14 protein-coding genes are annotated in these 16,378 nt (G+C 61.1%); 6 read left to right on the top strand and 8 right to left on the bottom strand.

The annotated features are described in order from the left end of the window. Positions 1–143: 143 nt before the first annotated feature. From efeO (H8F22_RS10645) to efeU, 4 genes are read right to left on the bottom strand one after another with little or no spacing between them, the layout of a single operon-like run. Entirely contained in the window at positions 144–968 is an 825-nt protein-coding gene (gene efeO / locus H8F22_RS10645; protein ID WP_059182903.1) for an iron uptake system protein EfeO, read from the bottom strand. A 24-nt stretch (positions 969–992) separates the two neighbouring features. Beyond that, positions 993–2,291: an iron uptake transporter deferrochelatase/peroxidase subunit gene (gene efeB, locus H8F22_RS10640; protein WP_194940097.1), complete on the bottom strand. Its 1,299-nt coding sequence runs from the start codon at positions 2,289–2,291 to the stop codon at positions 993–995. An 18-nt stretch (positions 2,292–2,309) separates the two neighbouring features. Further along, complete coding sequence (gene efeO / locus H8F22_RS10635) at positions 2,310–3,509, bottom strand: iron uptake system protein EfeO (RefSeq protein WP_194940096.1); 1,200 nt, start codon at positions 3,507–3,509, stop codon at positions 2,310–2,312. Between the two features lie 8 nt (positions 3,510–3,517). Further along, entirely contained in the window at positions 3,518–4,357 is an 840-nt protein-coding gene (efeU, locus tag H8F22_RS10630) for an iron uptake transporter permease EfeU (RefSeq protein WP_059182906.1), read from the bottom strand. A 282-nt stretch (positions 4,358–4,639) separates the two neighbouring features. Here efeU and H8F22_RS10625 point away from each other — a divergent pair, with 282 nt between their 5' ends. From H8F22_RS10625 to H8F22_RS10600, 6 genes are all read left to right on the top strand, one after another. Continuing rightward, positions 4,640–5,656 (top strand): AraC family transcriptional regulator, encoded by a 1,017-nt coding sequence (locus H8F22_RS10625; protein WP_194940387.1) that lies wholly within the window; start codon positions 4,640–4,642, stop codon positions 5,654–5,656. 251 nt (positions 5,657–5,907) lie between these two features. Continuing rightward, positions 5,908–7,572, top strand: coding sequence for an AMP-binding protein (locus H8F22_RS10620; protein WP_059182907.1), 1,665 nt, complete (start codon positions 5,908–5,910; stop codon positions 7,570–7,572). A 16-nt stretch (positions 7,573–7,588) separates the two neighbouring features. Next, on the top strand, positions 7,589–8,350 hold the full coding sequence (locus H8F22_RS10615) for an SDR family NAD(P)-dependent oxidoreductase (protein ID WP_194940095.1): 762 nt from the start codon (positions 7,589–7,591) through the stop codon (positions 8,348–8,350). 11 nt (positions 8,351–8,361) lie between these two features. Further along, the gene (locus H8F22_RS10610; protein WP_194940094.1) at positions 8,362–9,555 is read left to right on the top strand and encodes an acetyl-CoA C-acyltransferase; all 1,194 of its coding nucleotides are present in this window, start codon (positions 8,362–8,364) and stop codon (positions 9,553–9,555) included. Positions 9,556–9,713: 158 nt separating this feature from the next. Beyond that, positions 9,714–10,841 carry an acyl-CoA dehydrogenase gene (locus H8F22_RS10605; RefSeq protein WP_007945943.1) on the top strand — a complete coding sequence of 376 codons (1,128 nt, stop codon included), beginning with the start codon at positions 9,714–9,716 and terminating at the stop codon, positions 10,839–10,841. 14 nt (positions 10,842–10,855) lie between these two features. Then, positions 10,856–11,629: an enoyl-CoA hydratase gene (locus tag H8F22_RS10600; RefSeq protein WP_027923045.1), complete on the top strand. Its 774-nt coding sequence runs from the start codon at positions 10,856–10,858 to the stop codon at positions 11,627–11,629. 115 nt (positions 11,630–11,744) lie between these two features. On the opposite strand, the gene H8F22_RS10595 is transcribed toward H8F22_RS10600, so the two are convergent. The 4 genes from H8F22_RS10595 to H8F22_RS10580 all read right to left on the bottom strand — a co-directional run bounded on the left by H8F22_RS10595 (position 11,745) and on the right by H8F22_RS10580 (position 16,284). Further along, positions 11,745–12,896: an acyl-CoA dehydrogenase family protein gene (locus H8F22_RS10595; RefSeq protein WP_027923046.1), complete on the bottom strand. Its 1,152-nt coding sequence runs from the start codon at positions 12,894–12,896 to the stop codon at positions 11,745–11,747. A 3-nt stretch (positions 12,897–12,899) separates the two neighbouring features. Next, on the bottom strand, positions 12,900–14,006 hold the full coding sequence (locus H8F22_RS10590) for an enoyl-CoA hydratase/isomerase family protein (RefSeq protein ID WP_194940093.1): 1,107 nt from the start codon (positions 14,004–14,006) through the stop codon (positions 12,900–12,902). 230 nt (positions 14,007–14,236) lie between these two features. Further along, positions 14,237–14,944, bottom strand: a complete 708-nt coding sequence (locus H8F22_RS10585) for an HPP family protein (RefSeq protein WP_027923048.1) — start codon at positions 14,942–14,944, stop codon at positions 14,237–14,239. Positions 14,945–15,105: 161 nt separating this feature from the next. Beyond that, complete coding sequence (locus H8F22_RS10580; RefSeq protein WP_027923049.1) at positions 15,106–16,284, bottom strand: MFS transporter; 1,179 nt, start codon at positions 16,282–16,284, stop codon at positions 15,106–15,108. Positions 16,285–16,378: the final 94 nt, after the last annotated feature.

Here is a 16,378-nt window from a genome sequence, read left to right as displayed (position 1 = left end):
TATCGGGAAAGCGGGGGGAATATCGGTGATAGTGATAATGCCATCGAGGGCAAGCCCGCTCCCACACTGAAACTGTGATCAACACAAAACCCCTGTGGGGGCGAGCTTGCTCCCGATGGGGACAGCCCAGACGCTACAAAACCTCAGTTCAAACCGAGTTTCCCACGCAACGTCGACAAATCTTCCGCCAGCGTATTCACCGGCCCAACCAGCGCCTTGCGGTCGCTCTCTTTCACCTTGTCATACGTTTCGAAACCACCGTCCTTGGTCTTGTACTTGGCCAGGATCTTGTCCACGGTCGCGAAGTTCTTGTCGACCTTGGCGATGAACGCCGCGTCCTGCTTCTGGATCTGCGGTCGGAACAGGTCGACGATTTTCTTTGCGCCGTCGACGTTGCCCTGGAAGTCATACAGGTCGGTGTGGCTGTAACGGTCTTCTTCGCCGGAGATCTTGGTCGCCGCCACTTCTTCCAGCAACGCCGCCGCGCCGCCGACGACTTTCTCAGGCGGGAAGGTCAGGCCAGCGACGCGGGTTTGCAGATCCTTGACGTCTTTGTTCAAACCGTCGGCCAGGTCGCCCAGGCCTTGGGTGCTTTTTTCCGAGAACAGCGAGTATTCGAGGCGGTGGAAGCCGGTGAAGTCGGAGGCGTCCACACCTTTTTCGTGGTCGTCGACGCGGGAGTCGATGGACGCGTCCAGGTCACTGAACAGCTCGGCAATCGGCTCGATCGACTCGTAGTAGACGCGGGTCGGGGCATAGAGCCTTTGCGCGGTGGCCAAGTCACCTTTTTTCACCGCGTCGGTGAATGGCTGGGTATGGCTGGCCAATTCGTCCAGTTGTTCGGTGACGTAGATCTTGTAGTCCGAGACCGGCCCCACCAGGTCCAGCGGCGCGGTCGCCGCGAACGCTGAAAACGGAGTGTTGAGCAAGCCAAGGGTCAGCAGCAAAGCGAGTGGCGACTTTTTCATGGGGCGGTTCCGTGTTGGGCGTTGTTAGGCGGTTGTTGTTGAATGGGTGGCGTCCAGCAGCGAGCGACCGATGAAATCCTGATCGCCCGTGACACCCGGCAAAGTGAAGAAGTAGCCGCCGCCGACAGGCTTGAGGTATTCCTCCAGCGGTTCGCCGTTCAGACGGGTTTGCACGGTGATGAAGCCTTTTTCCAGATCGGCCTGGTAACAGATGAACAGCAAGCCCATGTCGAGCTGACCGTTTTTGTTCACGCCATTGGAGTAGTTGAACGGACGGCGCAGGATCAGGTTGGCCTGGGTCGCGGCGGTGCGCGGGTTGGCCAGGCGGATGTGCGCGTCGAGTTTGGTCAGTTTGCCTTCCGGGTCTTTGGCGTAGTCCGGCACCTCGGTTTCATGGGCGCCGCCCATGGGGGCTCCGGTGCTTTTGACCCGTCCGAGAATGCTTTCCTGTTCCTGCAACGGCGTGCGGTCCCAGCGCTCGACGAAGTTGCGGATAATCCGCACCGCTTGATAGCTGCCATTTACCGCCCAGGCCGGTTCATCGCTGTCGGGCTGGACCCAGACAATGCTGTCCATGGCATTGGCGTTGTTGGAGTCAGGGTTGGCCGAGCCGTCGCGGAAACCGAGGAAGTTGCGCGCACTCTGTGCCGGAACACCCGGTTTCGCCGGGGCCTGCGGCGGCACGCTGCCTTCCTGTTTCCAGCGCACCAGCAGCAAATCCGGGAGGTTTTTCACGATGTCGCGCAGGGCGTGGATGTTGGTGTCCGTGGTGTTGGAACAGAACTGCACGCTCAAGTCGCCGTGGCAGCAGTCAGCTTCCAGCGCATCGTTGGGGAAACCGACCATGCGTATCAACCGCTTGGGTTTGACGTTGGCCAGACCGAAGCGCTCATCGAATAGCGACTCGCCCACCGAGACGGTGATGGTCAGATTGTCCGGCGTCACCACCGGGCCGAGAATCCCGGAGTCCACTGGCGGCAATTTAGGATCGACCTGGGTCACCGGGCCGCCCTTCATCAAAAACGCGATGCGCTCGTTGAGGGTACGGAACAGCCGCTCGAGGTCTTCGCGGTTGCTGGCCAACACATCAAACGACACCAGCATGCCCGACGCCGGGCGCGGGGTGACGATGCCGGTCTGGTGTTTGCCATGGAACGCGTGGCGGTCTTCGGTCTGGTCGCTGCTCGGCGCTTCGGTAACTTGCGCGGGGCTGGCGGCCATCGCCGGGCAGCTCAGGGCGCTGCCGGCCAATGCGATACCGGCGGCGCCCATGCCCATCAAGACCCGGCGACGCTGGAGGTTGAATTGCTCTGAATCGTTCATCTGAATGTCGTCTTCTGCTTACAGGCCGGACAGGCCAAGGGCGGGATCGATGGTGTCGAGGGCGTCGGCCAGTGCCTGGGCCTTGTCGGCGATCTGTTTGCGTTGTTCGGCGCTGACACTGTCGTAGCTGGCGTAGCCGTCCTTGACCTTGAGGCCATTGAGTTCGCTGTCGAAGGCGGTGAGGGCGCTGTCGATCTTCGACAGAACGTCAGCGGCGATCTTGCTCAGCATCGGTCGCAACAGCTCGACAACTTTGTGCGCGACGTCGAGGTTGGCGGCGAATCCGTTGAGGTCGGTGTGGCTGTAGCGTTCTTCTTCACCGCTGCTGGCGCGTACGTCGGCGAGGGTGTTGAGGTTGCGCACAACAATGCTCACCAGTTGTTCCGGCGGCAGCGGCTCGGCGAGCAGTTGTTGTTTGAGCGTGGTGACATCACTGGTCAGGCGTTGCGCCACTGGCGTCAGGCCGTTGAGGTTGCGTTGCTGGAACAGCGCGTATTCCAGGCGATGGAAGCCGACGAAGGCCGGGTCCTGTTCGCGTTTTTCGAAATAGTCGGCGCGGGCATTGATCGCATTGTCCAGTTCGGCCAGGCGCTGTGCGGCCGGGGCGATGCGTTGATACGCAGCACGGGCCGGCACATACAAGGCTTGCGCCTGGTTGAGGTCGCCAGCCTCGATCGCTTGCTCAAGCGCGGTGACGGCTTTGATCAGCGCCGTGCTCTGGCTGCTCAGGTACACGCGAAATTCCGACAGCGGCCCGATGAACGCGGCCATCGACGGTTTGGCCTTGGCGGCGGCGTCGGACGCGGCCGTCGAGGTCACGTGCAAGGTGCCGCGCGGGTTGCTGAGCAAGCCACAGGTGATCGTGTAGTCGCCGGGCGCAAGGTTGGCGTTGATCACCTGGCTCAGGCCCGGCGCGATGTTCTCGCGCTCTTCGAGCACTAGCACGCCGTCGAGGATTTCCCATTCCACGGCGCGGTCCGAGCGGTTGACGATGCGGAAACTGGCGCGACCGGCCGGGACCGTCAACGCATTCGGCTCGCAGCTGTGCGGGTGAATGTTCACCACGATTTCGTCATGGTTGGCCTGGCGTTTGGCCGCGGCCATGTTCGAGGCGTAGTAGAACAGGCCGCCGGCGGCGATCATCACGATCACCGAACCGGCCACCGCCCAGCGCAAAGCCCTGGAAGGTGCGGCCACGTTTGGAGTTGGCGTTGACATGAAAGCCCTTACTGACTGGAAACGGAAGAAGACTGTTTTGCGGGTGCCGGGGCCGGGAGAAAAAACATCCCCAGCGCCACCACCAGGTAAATCAGATAAGCGCCGACGGTGCTGACGGTTGGCGCGTCCTGATAGCCGAACATGCCTGCCAGCACCGAGCCCAGCGGGCCGTCCATCGGCAGCGTGGCGCTGAAATCGAACAGCACGGTTTGCAGGTGATTCCACAGCCCGGCTTCATGCAGCGCCTGCACCGAGTTGGCGAGAATGCCGGCGGCGACCACGAGGATGAACAACCCGGTCCAGCGGAAAAACGCACTGAGGTTCAGGCGCATGCTGCCGGTATAGATGAGGAAACCGATGATGACGGCCAAAGCCAGGCCGAGCAGGGCGCCGATGGGCGCGGCGGGGCCTTCGCTTTGCTGGAACACGGCGAGCAGGAAGAACACTGTCTCCAGGCCTTCCCGGGCCACGGCGAAAAACACCATGGCGATCAGCGCGAACACCTGGTTTCTGGAACCGGTCAGCGCGTGATCAAGGGATACATGCAAGGAATGCTTGATCGAACGCGCCACTTTACGCATCCAGAACACCATGGAACTGAGAATGCCGACGGCCACCAGACCGACCACGCCTTCAAACAGCTCTTGTTGTTTCTGCGGGAACTCGGCGCTGACCAGCTCCAGGCCACCGCCCACCAGCAGGGCCAGGGCGGCGGCGAGGAACACGCCGATCCACACGGCGGGCATCCACTGGCCACGGCCGGTTTGCTTGAGGTAGCTGGCGATGATGCCAACGATCAACGCGGCTTCAATGCCTTCGCGCAGCATGATCAGGAAAGGAACGAGCATTCAGCACCGGTGGAATTAGATAGGGTGCTAATTTGTAACATAATGACACTCATTCCCATATGGGGTTGATTGCCATTTACCTGAACCTAACCTGAACGACCTTGAGCATCACACATTCCCCTGTAGGAGTGAGCCTGCTCGCGATGGTGGACTGACTGTCAGCAACTGAGGTGACTGACACACCGCTATCGCGAGCAGGCTCACTCCTACAGGGATCTGCACTGGGCAAACGGCTGCGGTAAGATGCCCACACTCAAAAAACAACAGGGCTCACCGCGCTCAATGTCGGAAAAAGACACCATCTCCATTCAACTGGTGCGCGAAGCGCTGCTGCAAAGTTGCGCCCCCGGTCAGGCGACCGACGAGGTGTTGAACAAGGTCGGCATCGATCCGGCCTGGCTGCAGACCACCGATGCCCGTGTTCCGGCCACCGCCTATGCGCGGCTCTGGCGCTTGCTGGCCCGGCGTGGCGATGACGAATTTTTTGGCATGGACCCGCGCAAGCTCAAGTCCGGCAGCCTCGAATTTCTTTGTCGTTGCTCCATGGTTCAGCCCAGCCTCGCTGCTGGTTTGATCACGGGGTTGAGCTTTCTGTCGTTGATGCTCGAACACGTGCCCGCGCAATTGGTTCGCCAGCAAAGCCTGGCCGAAATCGTGCTGCTGGAAGACGACCAGGACCCGCGTCGCGCCTTCACCTACTTTACCTACTGGATGATCGTCCACGGCGTGGCCTGCTGGTTGGCCGGGCGGCGCATCCCGATTCTGGCCATCGAATTGCGCTGCGCCGCGCCGGATTTTTGCGACGACTATCAGGTGATGTTCTCCGAGAACCTGCGCTTCGACCGCCCGCGCACCCGGATGATTTTCTCGGCCGACTGCCTGGATTTACCCATCAAGCGCAGCCCGGAAGAACTCAAGCGTTTCCTGGCCCATGCGCCGGCCAATATCCTGGTCAAGTACCGTGATCCGGAAAGCCTTGCGAGCCGAATCAAGCACAACTTGCGACAGCTCCCCGCTGAACAGTGGCCCGAGACCGAACCCTTGGCGCAGCAACTGTGCATATCGGCCTCAACCTTGCGCCGGCGTCTGGCGGAAGAAGGGCAGACCTATCAAGGGCTCAAGGACAGCGTGCGCAAGGAACTGGCAATCGTCTGGCTGGCCGAGCCGAGCATCAGCTTCGCCGAGATCGCGACGCGGTTGGGGTTTGCCGATGCCAGTTCGTTCTACAAGGCGTTCCGCAAGTGGTCGGGGTCTAATCCGGGGCATTACCGCAGCCTGATTCTGAACGAAGCGCACTGATCCAAACCCTGTATAGATACGACCGACGCCATCGCGGGCAAGCCACGCTCCCTCATTTGGAATGCAGTCCCTTGTGGGAGCGTGGCTTGCCCGCGATGGCGTCCGCTCGGGCGCCCCACCTCCTGAACCTTGGCCAAAGCAGTCACGCAACTTGATAACTTTGACCATTGCCCCGTTCTGCCCACAGAGCGAGTATTTCCCTGGTTTTTACGGTTCCCCCAACCTAATAAAAATACAAAGGGATTCTGGCAATGCGCGATTACTTGTCTGCCACATCACAGTTCAATTATCAGCACACCGTCGACGCCGCACTCAGCGGTTCCCTGCAAGCGCTCAACGCCTGTGTCGAGTGTTGCGACCGGCATGCCTTGCCGGGGCGCATTGCGCTGTTCTGGGAAGGGCGCGATGGCGCCAGCGCCACGTACACCTTCTGCGACTTGCAGGATAAAGCCGCGCGTTTTGCCAATTTCCTGCTGGCCCAAGGGGTGAAGAAGGGCGACAAGGTCGCCGGCCTCCTGCCACGCAACATCGAATTATTGATCACCGTGTTCGCCACCTGGCGCATTGGGGCGGTGTATCAGCCGCTGTTTACCGCGTTCGGCCCCAAAGCCATCGAACACCGTCTCGGCTGCTCCGGGGCCAAAGTCGTGGTGACCGACGCGGTCAATCGCCCGAAACTCGCTGAAGTCGCCGACTGCCCGACCGTCGTCACCGTCGGTGGCGCCAAAGGCCAGGGCATCGTCCGTGGCGATTACAGCTTCTGGGCCGAACTGGCGAATTATTCCGCCGACTGCGAACCGGTGCTGCTGACCGGCGAAGACCCGTTCCTGTTGATGTTCACTTCGGGCACCACCGGCCCTTCGAAAGCCTTGTCGGTGCCGCTCAAAGCCATCGTCGCGTTCCAGAGCTACACCCGCGACGCCGTGGATTTGCGTCCCGAAGACGCGTTCTGGAACGTGGCCGATCCGGGCTGGGCCTACGGCATCTATTTCGGCGTCACCGGGCCGATGTCGATGGGGCATCCGATCACCTTTTACGATGGCCCATTCACCCTCGAAAGCACCTGCCGGGTGATCAACAAGTATGGGATCACCAACCTCACCGGATCGCCGACGGCTTACCGCCTGCTGATCGCGGGCGGCGACGAGTTCGCCAAGTCGATCAAGGGCAAGCTGCGCATCGTCAGCAGCGCCGGCGAACCGCTGAACCCGGAAGTGATCCGCTGGTTCGCCGACAACCTCGGCGTGGTCATCCACGACCATTACGGCCAGACCGAACTGGGCATGGTCCTGTGCAATCACCATGCACTGGAACACCCGGTTCACGTTGGCGCCGCCGGTTTTGCCTCGCCTGGCCACCGCATCGTGGTGCTGGACGAAGAATACAAGGAGCTCGGCGTCGGTCAGCCCGGCATTCTGGCCATCGATCGCACCCAGTCGCCGATGTGCTGGTTCAACGGCTATGAAGGCGCGCCGACCAAAGCGTTCGTCGGCGACTATTATTTAAGTGGCGACACCGTGGAGTGGAACCCGGACGGCAGCATCAGCTTCGTCGGTCGCAGCGATGACGTGATCACCACCTCCGGCTACCGCGTCGGCCCGTTCGACGTGGAAAGTGCGTTGATCGAGCACCCGGCCGTGGTCGAGGCGGCGGTGGTCGGCAAACCCGATCCGGAGCGCACCGAACTGGTCAAGGCCTTCGTCGTGATCTGCGAGCAATACCGCGCCACACCGGAGTTGGCCGAAGAACTGCGCCAACATGTGCGCAAGCGTCTGGCGGCGCATTCCTATCCTCGTGAAATCGAATTTGTCAGCGAGTTGCCGAAAACCCCTAGCGGCAAATTGCAGCGCTTTATCTTGCGCAACCAGGAAATCGCCAAGGCTCAAGAGGCCGCCGCGAAGAACGTTTCAGCTTGAATCCAAGGAAACAATGATGCAGATCGAAAACAAGATTTTTCTGGTCACCGGCGGTGCTTCCGGCCTGGGGGCCGCCACGGCTGAAATGCTGGTCGCGGCCGGCGCCAAAGTGATGCTGGTGGACATGAATGCCGAGGCCGTGGCGGCGCAGGCCCAGCGCCTGGGCGCGCAAAGCGTGGTCGCGGACATCAGCAACGAAGCGGCGGCGGAAGCGGCGGTGCAGGCCACGGTCAAAGCCTTCGGTGGCCTCAACGGTCTGGTCAATTGCGCCGGTATCGTGCGTGGCGAGAAAATCCTCGGCAAGAACGGCCCGCATGCATTGGCCAGTTTCAGCCAGGTGATCAACGTCAACCTGATCGGCAGCTTCAACATGCTGCGCCTGGCCTCGGCGGCCATCGCCGAAACCCAGCCGGACGCCGATGGCGAACGCGGCGTGATCATCAACACGGCCTCGGTCGCTGCCTATGACGGCCAGATCGGCCAGGCGGCTTATGCCGCGTCCAAAGGCGCCATCGTCAGCCTGACCTTGCCCGCCGCCCGTGAACTGGCGCGTTTTGGCATCCGCGTGATGACCATCGCCCCGGGCATTTTCGAAACGCCAATGATGGCCGGCATGACCCAGGAAGTGCGCGATTCGCTGGCCGCTGGCGTGCCATTCCCGCCGCGCCTGGGCAAACCCGGCGAGTACGCCGCGCTGGTCCGGCATATCATTGAAAACAGCATGCTCAACGGCGAGGTGATCCGTCTCGACGGTGCCTTGCGCATGGCCGCCAAGTAAGGAGTTTTGACATGACCATTGCCAACGATCCGATTGTTATCGTCAGCGCCGTCCGCACCCCGATGGGCGGGTTTCAGGGCGAACTGAAAAGCCTGACCGCACCGCAACTCGGCGCCCTGGCCATCCGTGCCGCCGTCGAGCGCGCCGGCATCAACGCCGAATCCGTTGAAGAAGTGCTGTTTGGCTGCGTGCTGTCCGCCGGCCTCGGCCAGGCGCCGGCGCGTCAGGCTGCACTGGGCGCCGGGCTGGACAAATCGACCCGTTGCACCACGCTCAACAAGATGTGCGGTTCGGGCATGGAAGCGGCGATTCTGGCCCACGACATGCTGATGGCCGGCAGTGCTGATGTGGTGGTCGCGGGCGGCATGGAAAGCATGTCCAACGCGCCGTACCTGCTGGACCGCGCGCGCAGCGGTTATCGCATGGGCCACGGCCGTGTGCTCGATCACATGTTCCTCGACGGTCTGGAAGATGCCTACGACAAGGGCCGCCTGATGGGCACTTTTGCTGAGGATTGCGCGGAAACCAACGGGTTCACCCGCGAAGCGCAAGACACCTTTGCCATCGCCTCGACCACCCGCGCGCAGCAGGCGATCAAGGACGGCAGCTTCAAGGACGAGATCGTCCCGGTGTCGGTCATGGTCGGCAAGGAGCAAGTACTGATCAGCAACGACGAACAGCCACCGAAAGCCAAACTGGACAAGATTGCTTCGTTGAAACCAGCGTTCCGCGAGGGCGGTACGGTCACGGCGGCGAACTCCAGTTCGATTTCCGACGGCGCGGCGGCACTGGTGCTGATGCGCCGTTCCGAAGCCGAGAAACAAGGGCTGAAACCACTGGCCGTGATTCACGGCCACGCGGCGTTTGCCGACACACCGGGCCTGTTCCCGGTGGCACCCGTGGGCGCGATCAAGAAGTTGATGAAGAAAACCGGCTGGTCGCTGGACCAGGTCGAACTGTTTGAAGTGAACGAAGCGTTCGCCGTGGTCAGTCTGGTAACGATGACCCAACTGGAAATCGCGCACGAGAAGGTCAACGTTCACGGCGGCGCGTGCGCCTTGGGCCATCCGATTGGTGCGTCGGGCGCGCGGATTCTCGTGACCTTGCTTTCGGCCCTGCGCCAGAAAGGCCTGAAACGCGGCGTCGCAGCGATCTGCATCGGCGGTGGCGAAGCCACGGCCATGGCGGTTGAATGCCTCTACTGAAGCACTCAGTCCCTGTAGGAGCTAGCCTGCTCGCGATAGCGGTGTATCAGTCAGTAGAAATGTTGACTATGAGACCGCCATCGCGAGCAGGCTCGCTCCTACAGGTTCAGTGTTTCAACCCGTCATTTTGTACGACAGGCTTATTTTAAGGACTTGGCATGATTCCCAATGACGAACAACTGCAGATCAGCGAAGCCGCCCGGCAGTTTGCCCAGGAACGGCTGAAACCGTTCGCCGCCGAGTGGGATCGCGAACACCGTTTCCCCAAGGAAGCCATCGGTGAAATGGCCGAGCTCGGCTTCTTCGGCATGCTGGTGCCGGAGCAGTGGGGCGGTTGCGACACCGGTTACCTGGCCTACGCCATGGCCCTGGAAGAAATCGCCGCCGGTGACGGCGCATGCTCGACCATCATGAGCGTGCACAACTCGGTCGGCTGCGTACCGATCCTGCACTATGGCAACGACGATCAGAAAGAACGCTTCCTCAAGCCCTTGGCCAGTGGCGCAATGCTTGGCGCCTTTGCCCTGACCGAACCGCAGGCCGGTTCCGACGCCAGCGGCCTGAAAACCCGCGCACGGCTGGAAGGCGATCACTACGTGCTCAACGGCTGCAAACAGTTCATCACCTCCGGGCAAAACGCCGGGGTGGTGATTGTGTTCGCGGTGACCGACCCGAGCGCGGGCAAACGTGGCATCACCGCGTTGATCGTACCGACCGATTCGCCGGGCTACAAAGTCGCGCGGGTCGAAGACAAACTCGGTCAGCACGCGTCCGACACCTGCCAGATCCTGTTCGAAGACGTTAAAGTCCCGGTCGCCAACCGTTTGGGCGAAGAGGGCGAAGGTTATCGAATCGCCCTGGCCAACCTCGAAGGTGGCCGCGTCGGCATTGCGTCGCAATCGGTGGGCATGGCTCGCGCCGCGTTCGAAGCGGCCCGTGACTACGCCCGTGAGCGCGAGAGTTTCGGCAAACCGATCATCGAACACCAGGCGGTTGCGTTCCGCCTCGCCGACATGGCCACACAAATTGCCGTGGCCCGCCAGATGGTGCATTACGCGGCGGCGTTGCGTGACAGCGGCAAACCGGCGCTGGTCGAAGCGTCCATGGCCAAGCTGTTCGCCTCGGAAATGGCCGAGAAGGTCTGCTCCTCGGCATTGCAAACCCTCGGCGGTTACGGTTACCTCAACGATTTCCCGCTGGAGCGCATTTATCGCGACGTGCGGGTCTGCCAGATCTACGAAGGCACCAGCGATATTCAACGCATGGTTATTTCGCGCAATTTATAAGAAGGAGTTCCTCTGTGAGTTACGAAACGATTTTGCTGGAAACCCATGGCCGCGTCGGCCTGATCACCTTGAACCGCCCGCAAGCGCTGAACGCGTTGAACGCGCAGATCGTCAGCGAGCTGAATCACGCCCTTGATGGCCTGGAAGCCGATTCGAACATCGGCTGCATCGTGCTGACCGGCTCGAAAAAAGCCTTTGCCGCCGGCGCCGACATCAAGGAAATGGCCGAGCTGACCTACCCGCAAATCTACATCGACGACCTGTTCAGCGACAGCGATCGCGTGGCCAACCGCCGCAAGCCGATCATCGCCGCGGTCAACGGTTTTGCCTTGGGCGGTGGCTGTGAACTGGCGCTGATGTGCGACTTCATCCTGGCGGGCGACAATGCCAAGTTCGGCCAGCCGGAAATCAACCTCGGCGTGCTGCCGGGCATGGGCGGTACCCAGCGCCTGACCCGCGCCGTGGGCAAAGCCAAGGCCATGGAAATGTGCCTGAGTGGGCGTTTGATCGACGCAGTGGAAGCAGAGCGTTGCGGCATCGTCGCGCGGATCGTGCCGGCGGATGAACTGCTGGACGAAGCGCTGAAAGTTGCGGCGCTGATTGCCAAGAAGTCGCTGCCGATTGCGATGATGGTCAAGGAGAGCGTCAACCGTGCGTTCGAAGTGAGCCTGTCCGAAGGCGTGCGCTTTGAGCGCCGGGTGTTCCATGCGGCGTTTGCGACGCAGGATCAGAAGGAAGGGATGGCAGCGTTTATTGCCAAGCGTGAGGCTGAGTTCAAAGGTAAGTAATGCGGCGTTTTGACTGACGCCATCGCGGGCAAGCCCGGCTCCCACAGGTTATCGGTGTCCTTTCCATTGACACGTAACCTGTGGGAGCCGGGCTTGCCCGCGATGCTTTTAGGCTTCAGACCAGATAGTTTTTGAGCTCGCGGGCGATCACCATCCGCTGTATCTCGCTCGACCCTTCGTAAATCTGCGTAATCCGCGCATCCCGGTAGTACTTCTCCACTGGATAGTCTTCCAGATACCCATAACCACCATGAATCTGAATCGCGGACGAGCACACCTTTTCGGCCATTTCCGAGGCAAACAGCTTGGCCTGTGAAGCTTGCGACAGGCAGGGTTTGCCGGCCGTGCGCAGGCGCGCCGCATGCAGGATGAGCAAACGCGCGGCGTTCAGCTGCATGTGCATGTCAGCGAGCATGTTGGCGATGCTCTGGTGTTCGATGATCGGCTTGTCGAATTGCACCCGATCCCGCGCATAGGCCAGCGCCGCTTCGAACGCGGCTCGGGCAATGCCCAAGGCTTGCGCGGCGATGCCGATGCGGCCGCCTTCGAGGTTGGACAGGGCGATGGACAGGCCTTTGCCGCGCTCACCCAGCAGGTTGGCTTCAGGAATGGTGCAGTTATTCAACGTCACCGCGCAGGTGTCGGAGGCGCGGATGCCCATCTTGTGTTCCGTGCGATCGACGATAAAACCGGCGGTGTCAGTCGGCACCAGGAAGGCCGAAATGCCGCGTTTGCCCAGGTCCGGATCGGTCACGGCAAACACAATCGCCAGTTTCGCGCGCTTGCCGTTGCTGACAAATTGCTTGGCGCCGTTGATCACCCACTGGCCGTCGCGCAGTTCGGCGCGGGTGCGCAGGTTGTGCGCTTCGGAACCGGCTTGTGGTTCGGTCAGGCAGAAGCAGCCGATGGCCTGGCCGCTGGCCAGATCCGGCAGCCAGGTCTGTTTCTGTTCTTCAGTGCCATAGTTCAAAACGGGGCCGCACCCGACCGAGTTGTGAATGCTCATCAGCGCACCGGTAGCGCCATCACCCGCGGAAATCTCTTCCACCGCCAAGGCGTAGGCCACGTAGTCGACATAGGTGCCGCCCCATTCTTCAGGCACCACCATGCCCAGCAGCCCGAGTTCACCCATCTTCGCCACCAGACCGTCGTCGATCCAGCCAGCCTTTTCCCAGGCTTGCGCATGGGGCGCGATTTCGCCGCGGGCAAAGTCCCGGGCCATGTCGCGGATCATGACTTGCTCTTCGCTCAATTCGATATCGTGCATGGCTCAGTTCCCACTCTCATCAAGGCCTGTGAAGAAACTCGCGACATGCTTGACGTCCAGCGCCTGCCAGGTCGGCGGGTTCCAGCGCGGCGTCTTGTCTTTGTCGATCAGCAAGGCGCGCACGCCTTCGATCAGGTCGCCGCGCTCGAACCATTGACGGTCCAGGTGCAGCTCAAGGGCGAAGCAGTCTTCCAGACTCAAGTGCCGACCCCGACGGAGCATTTCCAGGGTCACGCCCATGGCCAGCGGCGAACGGCTGTCCAGCAGGTCGGCAGTGGTCAGTGCCCACTCATGGCTGTCGGCAATCGTCACTTGACGCAATTGCTCAACAATACTCGGCACATCGGGCAAGGCGAAGAAGTGGTCGATGGCCGGGCGGAGCGCTTCCAGCGGTGCGTCGGGCAGTTGCTGCACCGCGAGTTTAGCCAGCAAGCCCTGCAGGTCTTTGAGCGGCGTGTCGTGCCATTCGAGCTGGTCGAGTTTGTCGTCCAGCACGGCCAGTTTTTCGCTCTCCAGATACCAGTCGGCCAACCCGCAGTAGAGCGCATCCGCCGCGCGAATCTGCACACCGCTGACACCGAGGTACATCCCCAGTTCACCGGGGATGCGTGGCAGGAAGTAGCTGCCACCGACGTCCGGGAAGTAGCCGATGCCGACTTCCGGCATCGCCAGACGGCTTTTTTCGGTGACTACTCGCAGGTCGGCGCCTTGCACCAGGCCCATGCCGCCGCCCAGGACGAAGCCGTCCATCAAGGCGAGCACGGGTTTGCGGTAATGGTGGATGGCGAGGTCCAGGGCGTATTCCTCGACGAAGAAATCCTGGTGCAGCGTGTCGCCGCTTTTGAAACTGTCGTACAGCGAGCGAATATCGCCGCCGGCACAGAAGGCTTTCTCGCCGGCACCGCGCAAGACCACCGCGTGTACGTGTGGATCCTGAGCCCAGGCATCGAGCTGACGCTGCAGGTCGCGCACCATGTCCAAGGTCAAGGCATTGAGGCCGGCGGGGCGGTTGAGGGTCAGGTGACCGATGTGGTTGCGAACCTCGGCCAGCACTTCGTTTTGCGTGGCGTCCATGGACGAAGTCCCCTTCGATAAAACCTGAGCAGTCATCACTAACTCCCTGCTTTTATTGTTCTTTATAGAGAAGCTCGCGCGCGAGCGATGCAGGATCGTACCAGTGCAAATTTGTGATGTACAACCGGGAAATGTGCAGGTCCTGTCTGCGTTTTTGCAACAAACTTGTGGGAGCCGAGCTTGCTCGCGATGGGGTCCTGTCAGCCAACATAAATGTTGAATGACACACTGCTATCGCGAGCAAGCTCGGCTCCCACAAGGATTGGTTAAATGCGTTTGCTGAGTACTTCGCTGATACTGCGCCGCTTGGCGTGCAGTTCACTGGCATGGATCAGCTGTTCGAGGTCTTCAGGCGTGACATCGAAGAACGCCTCCATGTCCGCCAACGCCATTTTCAGGTCTTGGGCAGTGATGGCCTGGCTGTCAACAGGCGGGTGATCGGCGGGGATCACGGCCACCGGTTCGCTGGCGCGTTTGGGGTAGCGAATGCGCGTCAGGTTGTTGTAGGCCAGGGCGCTGAGCAGCATCGCCGAGGCACCGAGCATCACCGGGCCGAGGGCCTTCCAGTCCATGGCAATGGTGGCCGGATCGGCCAGCACCAACAGCAATGCCAAAGCCCCGGCCGGCGGATGCAGGCAACGCAGCCAGCACATCAACATCAGCGCCATGCCCGCTGCCAGGCAGGCACTGCCGAGGGTTCGCCCGAGCACATGGGCAACCAGCAGCGAAACCACTCCGGCGCTCAAGTAGCCGCCCAGAATCGACCACGGCTGGGCGAGGGCGCCGGAGGACACAGCGAACAACAACACGGCCGATGCACCCAGCGGGCCGATCAGGTGCTGCGCCACTTCCATGCCAAACACTTGCCCGCAAACCCAAACGCTGAACAGCGTCCCAAGGGCCATGCCGATGGCGGCGCGGCTCCATTCGGAAGGGCGGGTGTTGATGGCGGCGGGCAACCAGCGAGCGAACATGATGAAGTTGATCCGTGAACAAAAAAACGAGCAAAAAAAAAGGCTTGGCTGGGATATCCAGAAAGCCCTTGAAGGTGTTCCAACTATTGGGGGAGGAACGGGGCACAGTGTGCCGTTGAATCCATGTACTGACAAATTCATATTAATGCAGTTTCAGTGCATTAATTTTGCAGTATTGCCACGCGCCGTCCACTCATGAAGCACAGGAATCCGCCCATTGCGGTCAGTGCGCTCAAGGCATAGAACATCGTCGGTGCGGGGGTGTGCATCAGCAGGAAGCCGCAGATCACCGGGCTCAATGCGCCGCCGAGTGCGGCGAGGTTCTGCGCGCCGTAATAGCTGCCGCGCAATTCTTCCGGGGCCAGGGTGTCGACGAAGAGGAACTCGGCGGGGTAAATGATCATTTCGCCCAGGGTGAAGATGAACATGGCCACGCACCATGACACCAGGCTGTCGGCCAGGCTAAAGCCGATCAAACCGACGATGAACAGGCTGGTGCCGCCGGCAATCCAGTAGCGCAGTTGTTCGCGCTTGAGAAACCGGCCGATCTGGTATTGCAGCAGGATCACGCTGATGGCGTTACAAGCGAGCAGGGCGGCCATGGTTTCCAGGGCGCGTTTGGAATCGTGAGTCACCAGCAGGTATTGCGACAGGTACAAGGTGAACCGGCCGTGGACCACAGTACTGAGCAGGCAACCGCAGGTGAACATGATCAGCGTGCGGTCGTTTTTCAGGGTGATCAGCGTCTTGAGAAAGCTCTGGGGTTGGCCGATGGCGGGCACCGGGGCCGAGTCCTTGGGGATGCCGATCATCAGGAAGATGCTGAAGAACGCGATGCCACCGGCAATCAGAAATGGCGCAATCGGGTACACCCCGGCAATCACCACACCGAGCATCGGCCCGGTGGCGTAACCGATGTTGGTCAAGGTGTAGCGCAGGGAAAAGGCCTTGGCGCGCTGGCCCATGGGCAGGTTTTCGCTGAGGATCGCTTTCGATCCGATCAGGAACAGCGCCGATGCCGTTTCAGTGATCACCAGCGTGGCGGTGGTCAGGTAGAGGTTTTCGGCAAAGGTCAGCAGCACAAAGCCGATGGCACTGGAAAGCATGGCGAGGATCAGCAGTCGGCGCTTTTCCAGACGGTCGATGATGTAGCCGCCGTAGAGCGCGAGCAGGGTAGCGATAAACACCGCGATGCCTAGCAGCAAACCGACGTCCTGTTGGTTGAGGCCGAGTTTGTTGCTCAGGAACAGCGTGAGCAGCGGACTGGTGATGGCGCGGCTGACGACAATCGTCAGCGAGACAATCATCAAGCGGCGGATAACGAGCGAGTAAGTGGCCACGGTGGGGCAAATGTCCTTATTTGGTTTTTTGAGTGTTTACCGGCAGACCGAGGCGCGGCCATCGCGAGCAAGCTCGCTCCCACATTTGGAATGC

Source organism: Pseudomonas mucoides (genome assembly GCF_015461845.1).
Taxonomy (GTDB): Bacteria; Pseudomonadota; Gammaproteobacteria; order Pseudomonadales; family Pseudomonadaceae; genus Aquipseudomonas; species Aquipseudomonas mucoides.
This window is presented reverse-complemented; position numbering and strand designations above follow the sequence as displayed.

Bases quoted from the DNA above. Each gene is read 5' to 3' on its own strand.
- efeO (WP_059182903.1), bottom strand. From the start codon at position 968: ATGAAAAAGTCGCCACTCGCTTTGCTGCTGACCCTTGGCTTGCTCAAC.
- efeB (WP_194940097.1), bottom strand. From the start codon at position 2,291: ATGAACGATTCAGAGCAATTCAACCTCCAGCGTCGCCGGGTCTTGATG.
- efeO (WP_194940096.1), bottom strand. From the start codon at position 3,509: ATGTCAACGCCAACTCCAAACGTGGCCGCACCTTCCAGGGCTTTGCGC.
- efeU (WP_059182906.1), bottom strand. From the start codon at position 4,357: ATGCTCGTTCCTTTCCTGATCATGCTGCGCGAAGGCATTGAAGCCGCG.
- H8F22_RS10625 (WP_194940387.1), top strand. From the start codon at position 4,640: ATGTCGGAAAAAGACACCATCTCCATTCAACTGGTGCGCGAAGCGCTG.
- H8F22_RS10620 (WP_059182907.1), top strand. From the start codon at position 5,908: ATGCGCGATTACTTGTCTGCCACATCACAGTTCAATTATCAGCACACC.
- H8F22_RS10615 (WP_194940095.1), top strand. From the start codon at position 7,589: ATGCAGATCGAAAACAAGATTTTTCTGGTCACCGGCGGTGCTTCCGGC.
- H8F22_RS10610 (WP_194940094.1), top strand. From the start codon at position 8,362: ATGACCATTGCCAACGATCCGATTGTTATCGTCAGCGCCGTCCGCACC.
- H8F22_RS10605 (WP_007945943.1), top strand. From the start codon at position 9,714: ATGATTCCCAATGACGAACAACTGCAGATCAGCGAAGCCGCCCGGCAG.
- H8F22_RS10595 (WP_027923046.1), bottom strand. From the start codon at position 12,896: ATGCACGATATCGAATTGAGCGAAGAGCAAGTCATGATCCGCGACATG.
- H8F22_RS10590 (WP_194940093.1), bottom strand. From the start codon at position 14,006: ATGACTGCTCAGGTTTTATCGAAGGGGACTTCGTCCATGGACGCCACG.
- H8F22_RS10585 (WP_027923048.1), bottom strand. From the start codon at position 14,944: ATGTTCGCTCGCTGGTTGCCCGCCGCCATCAACACCCGCCCTTCCGAA.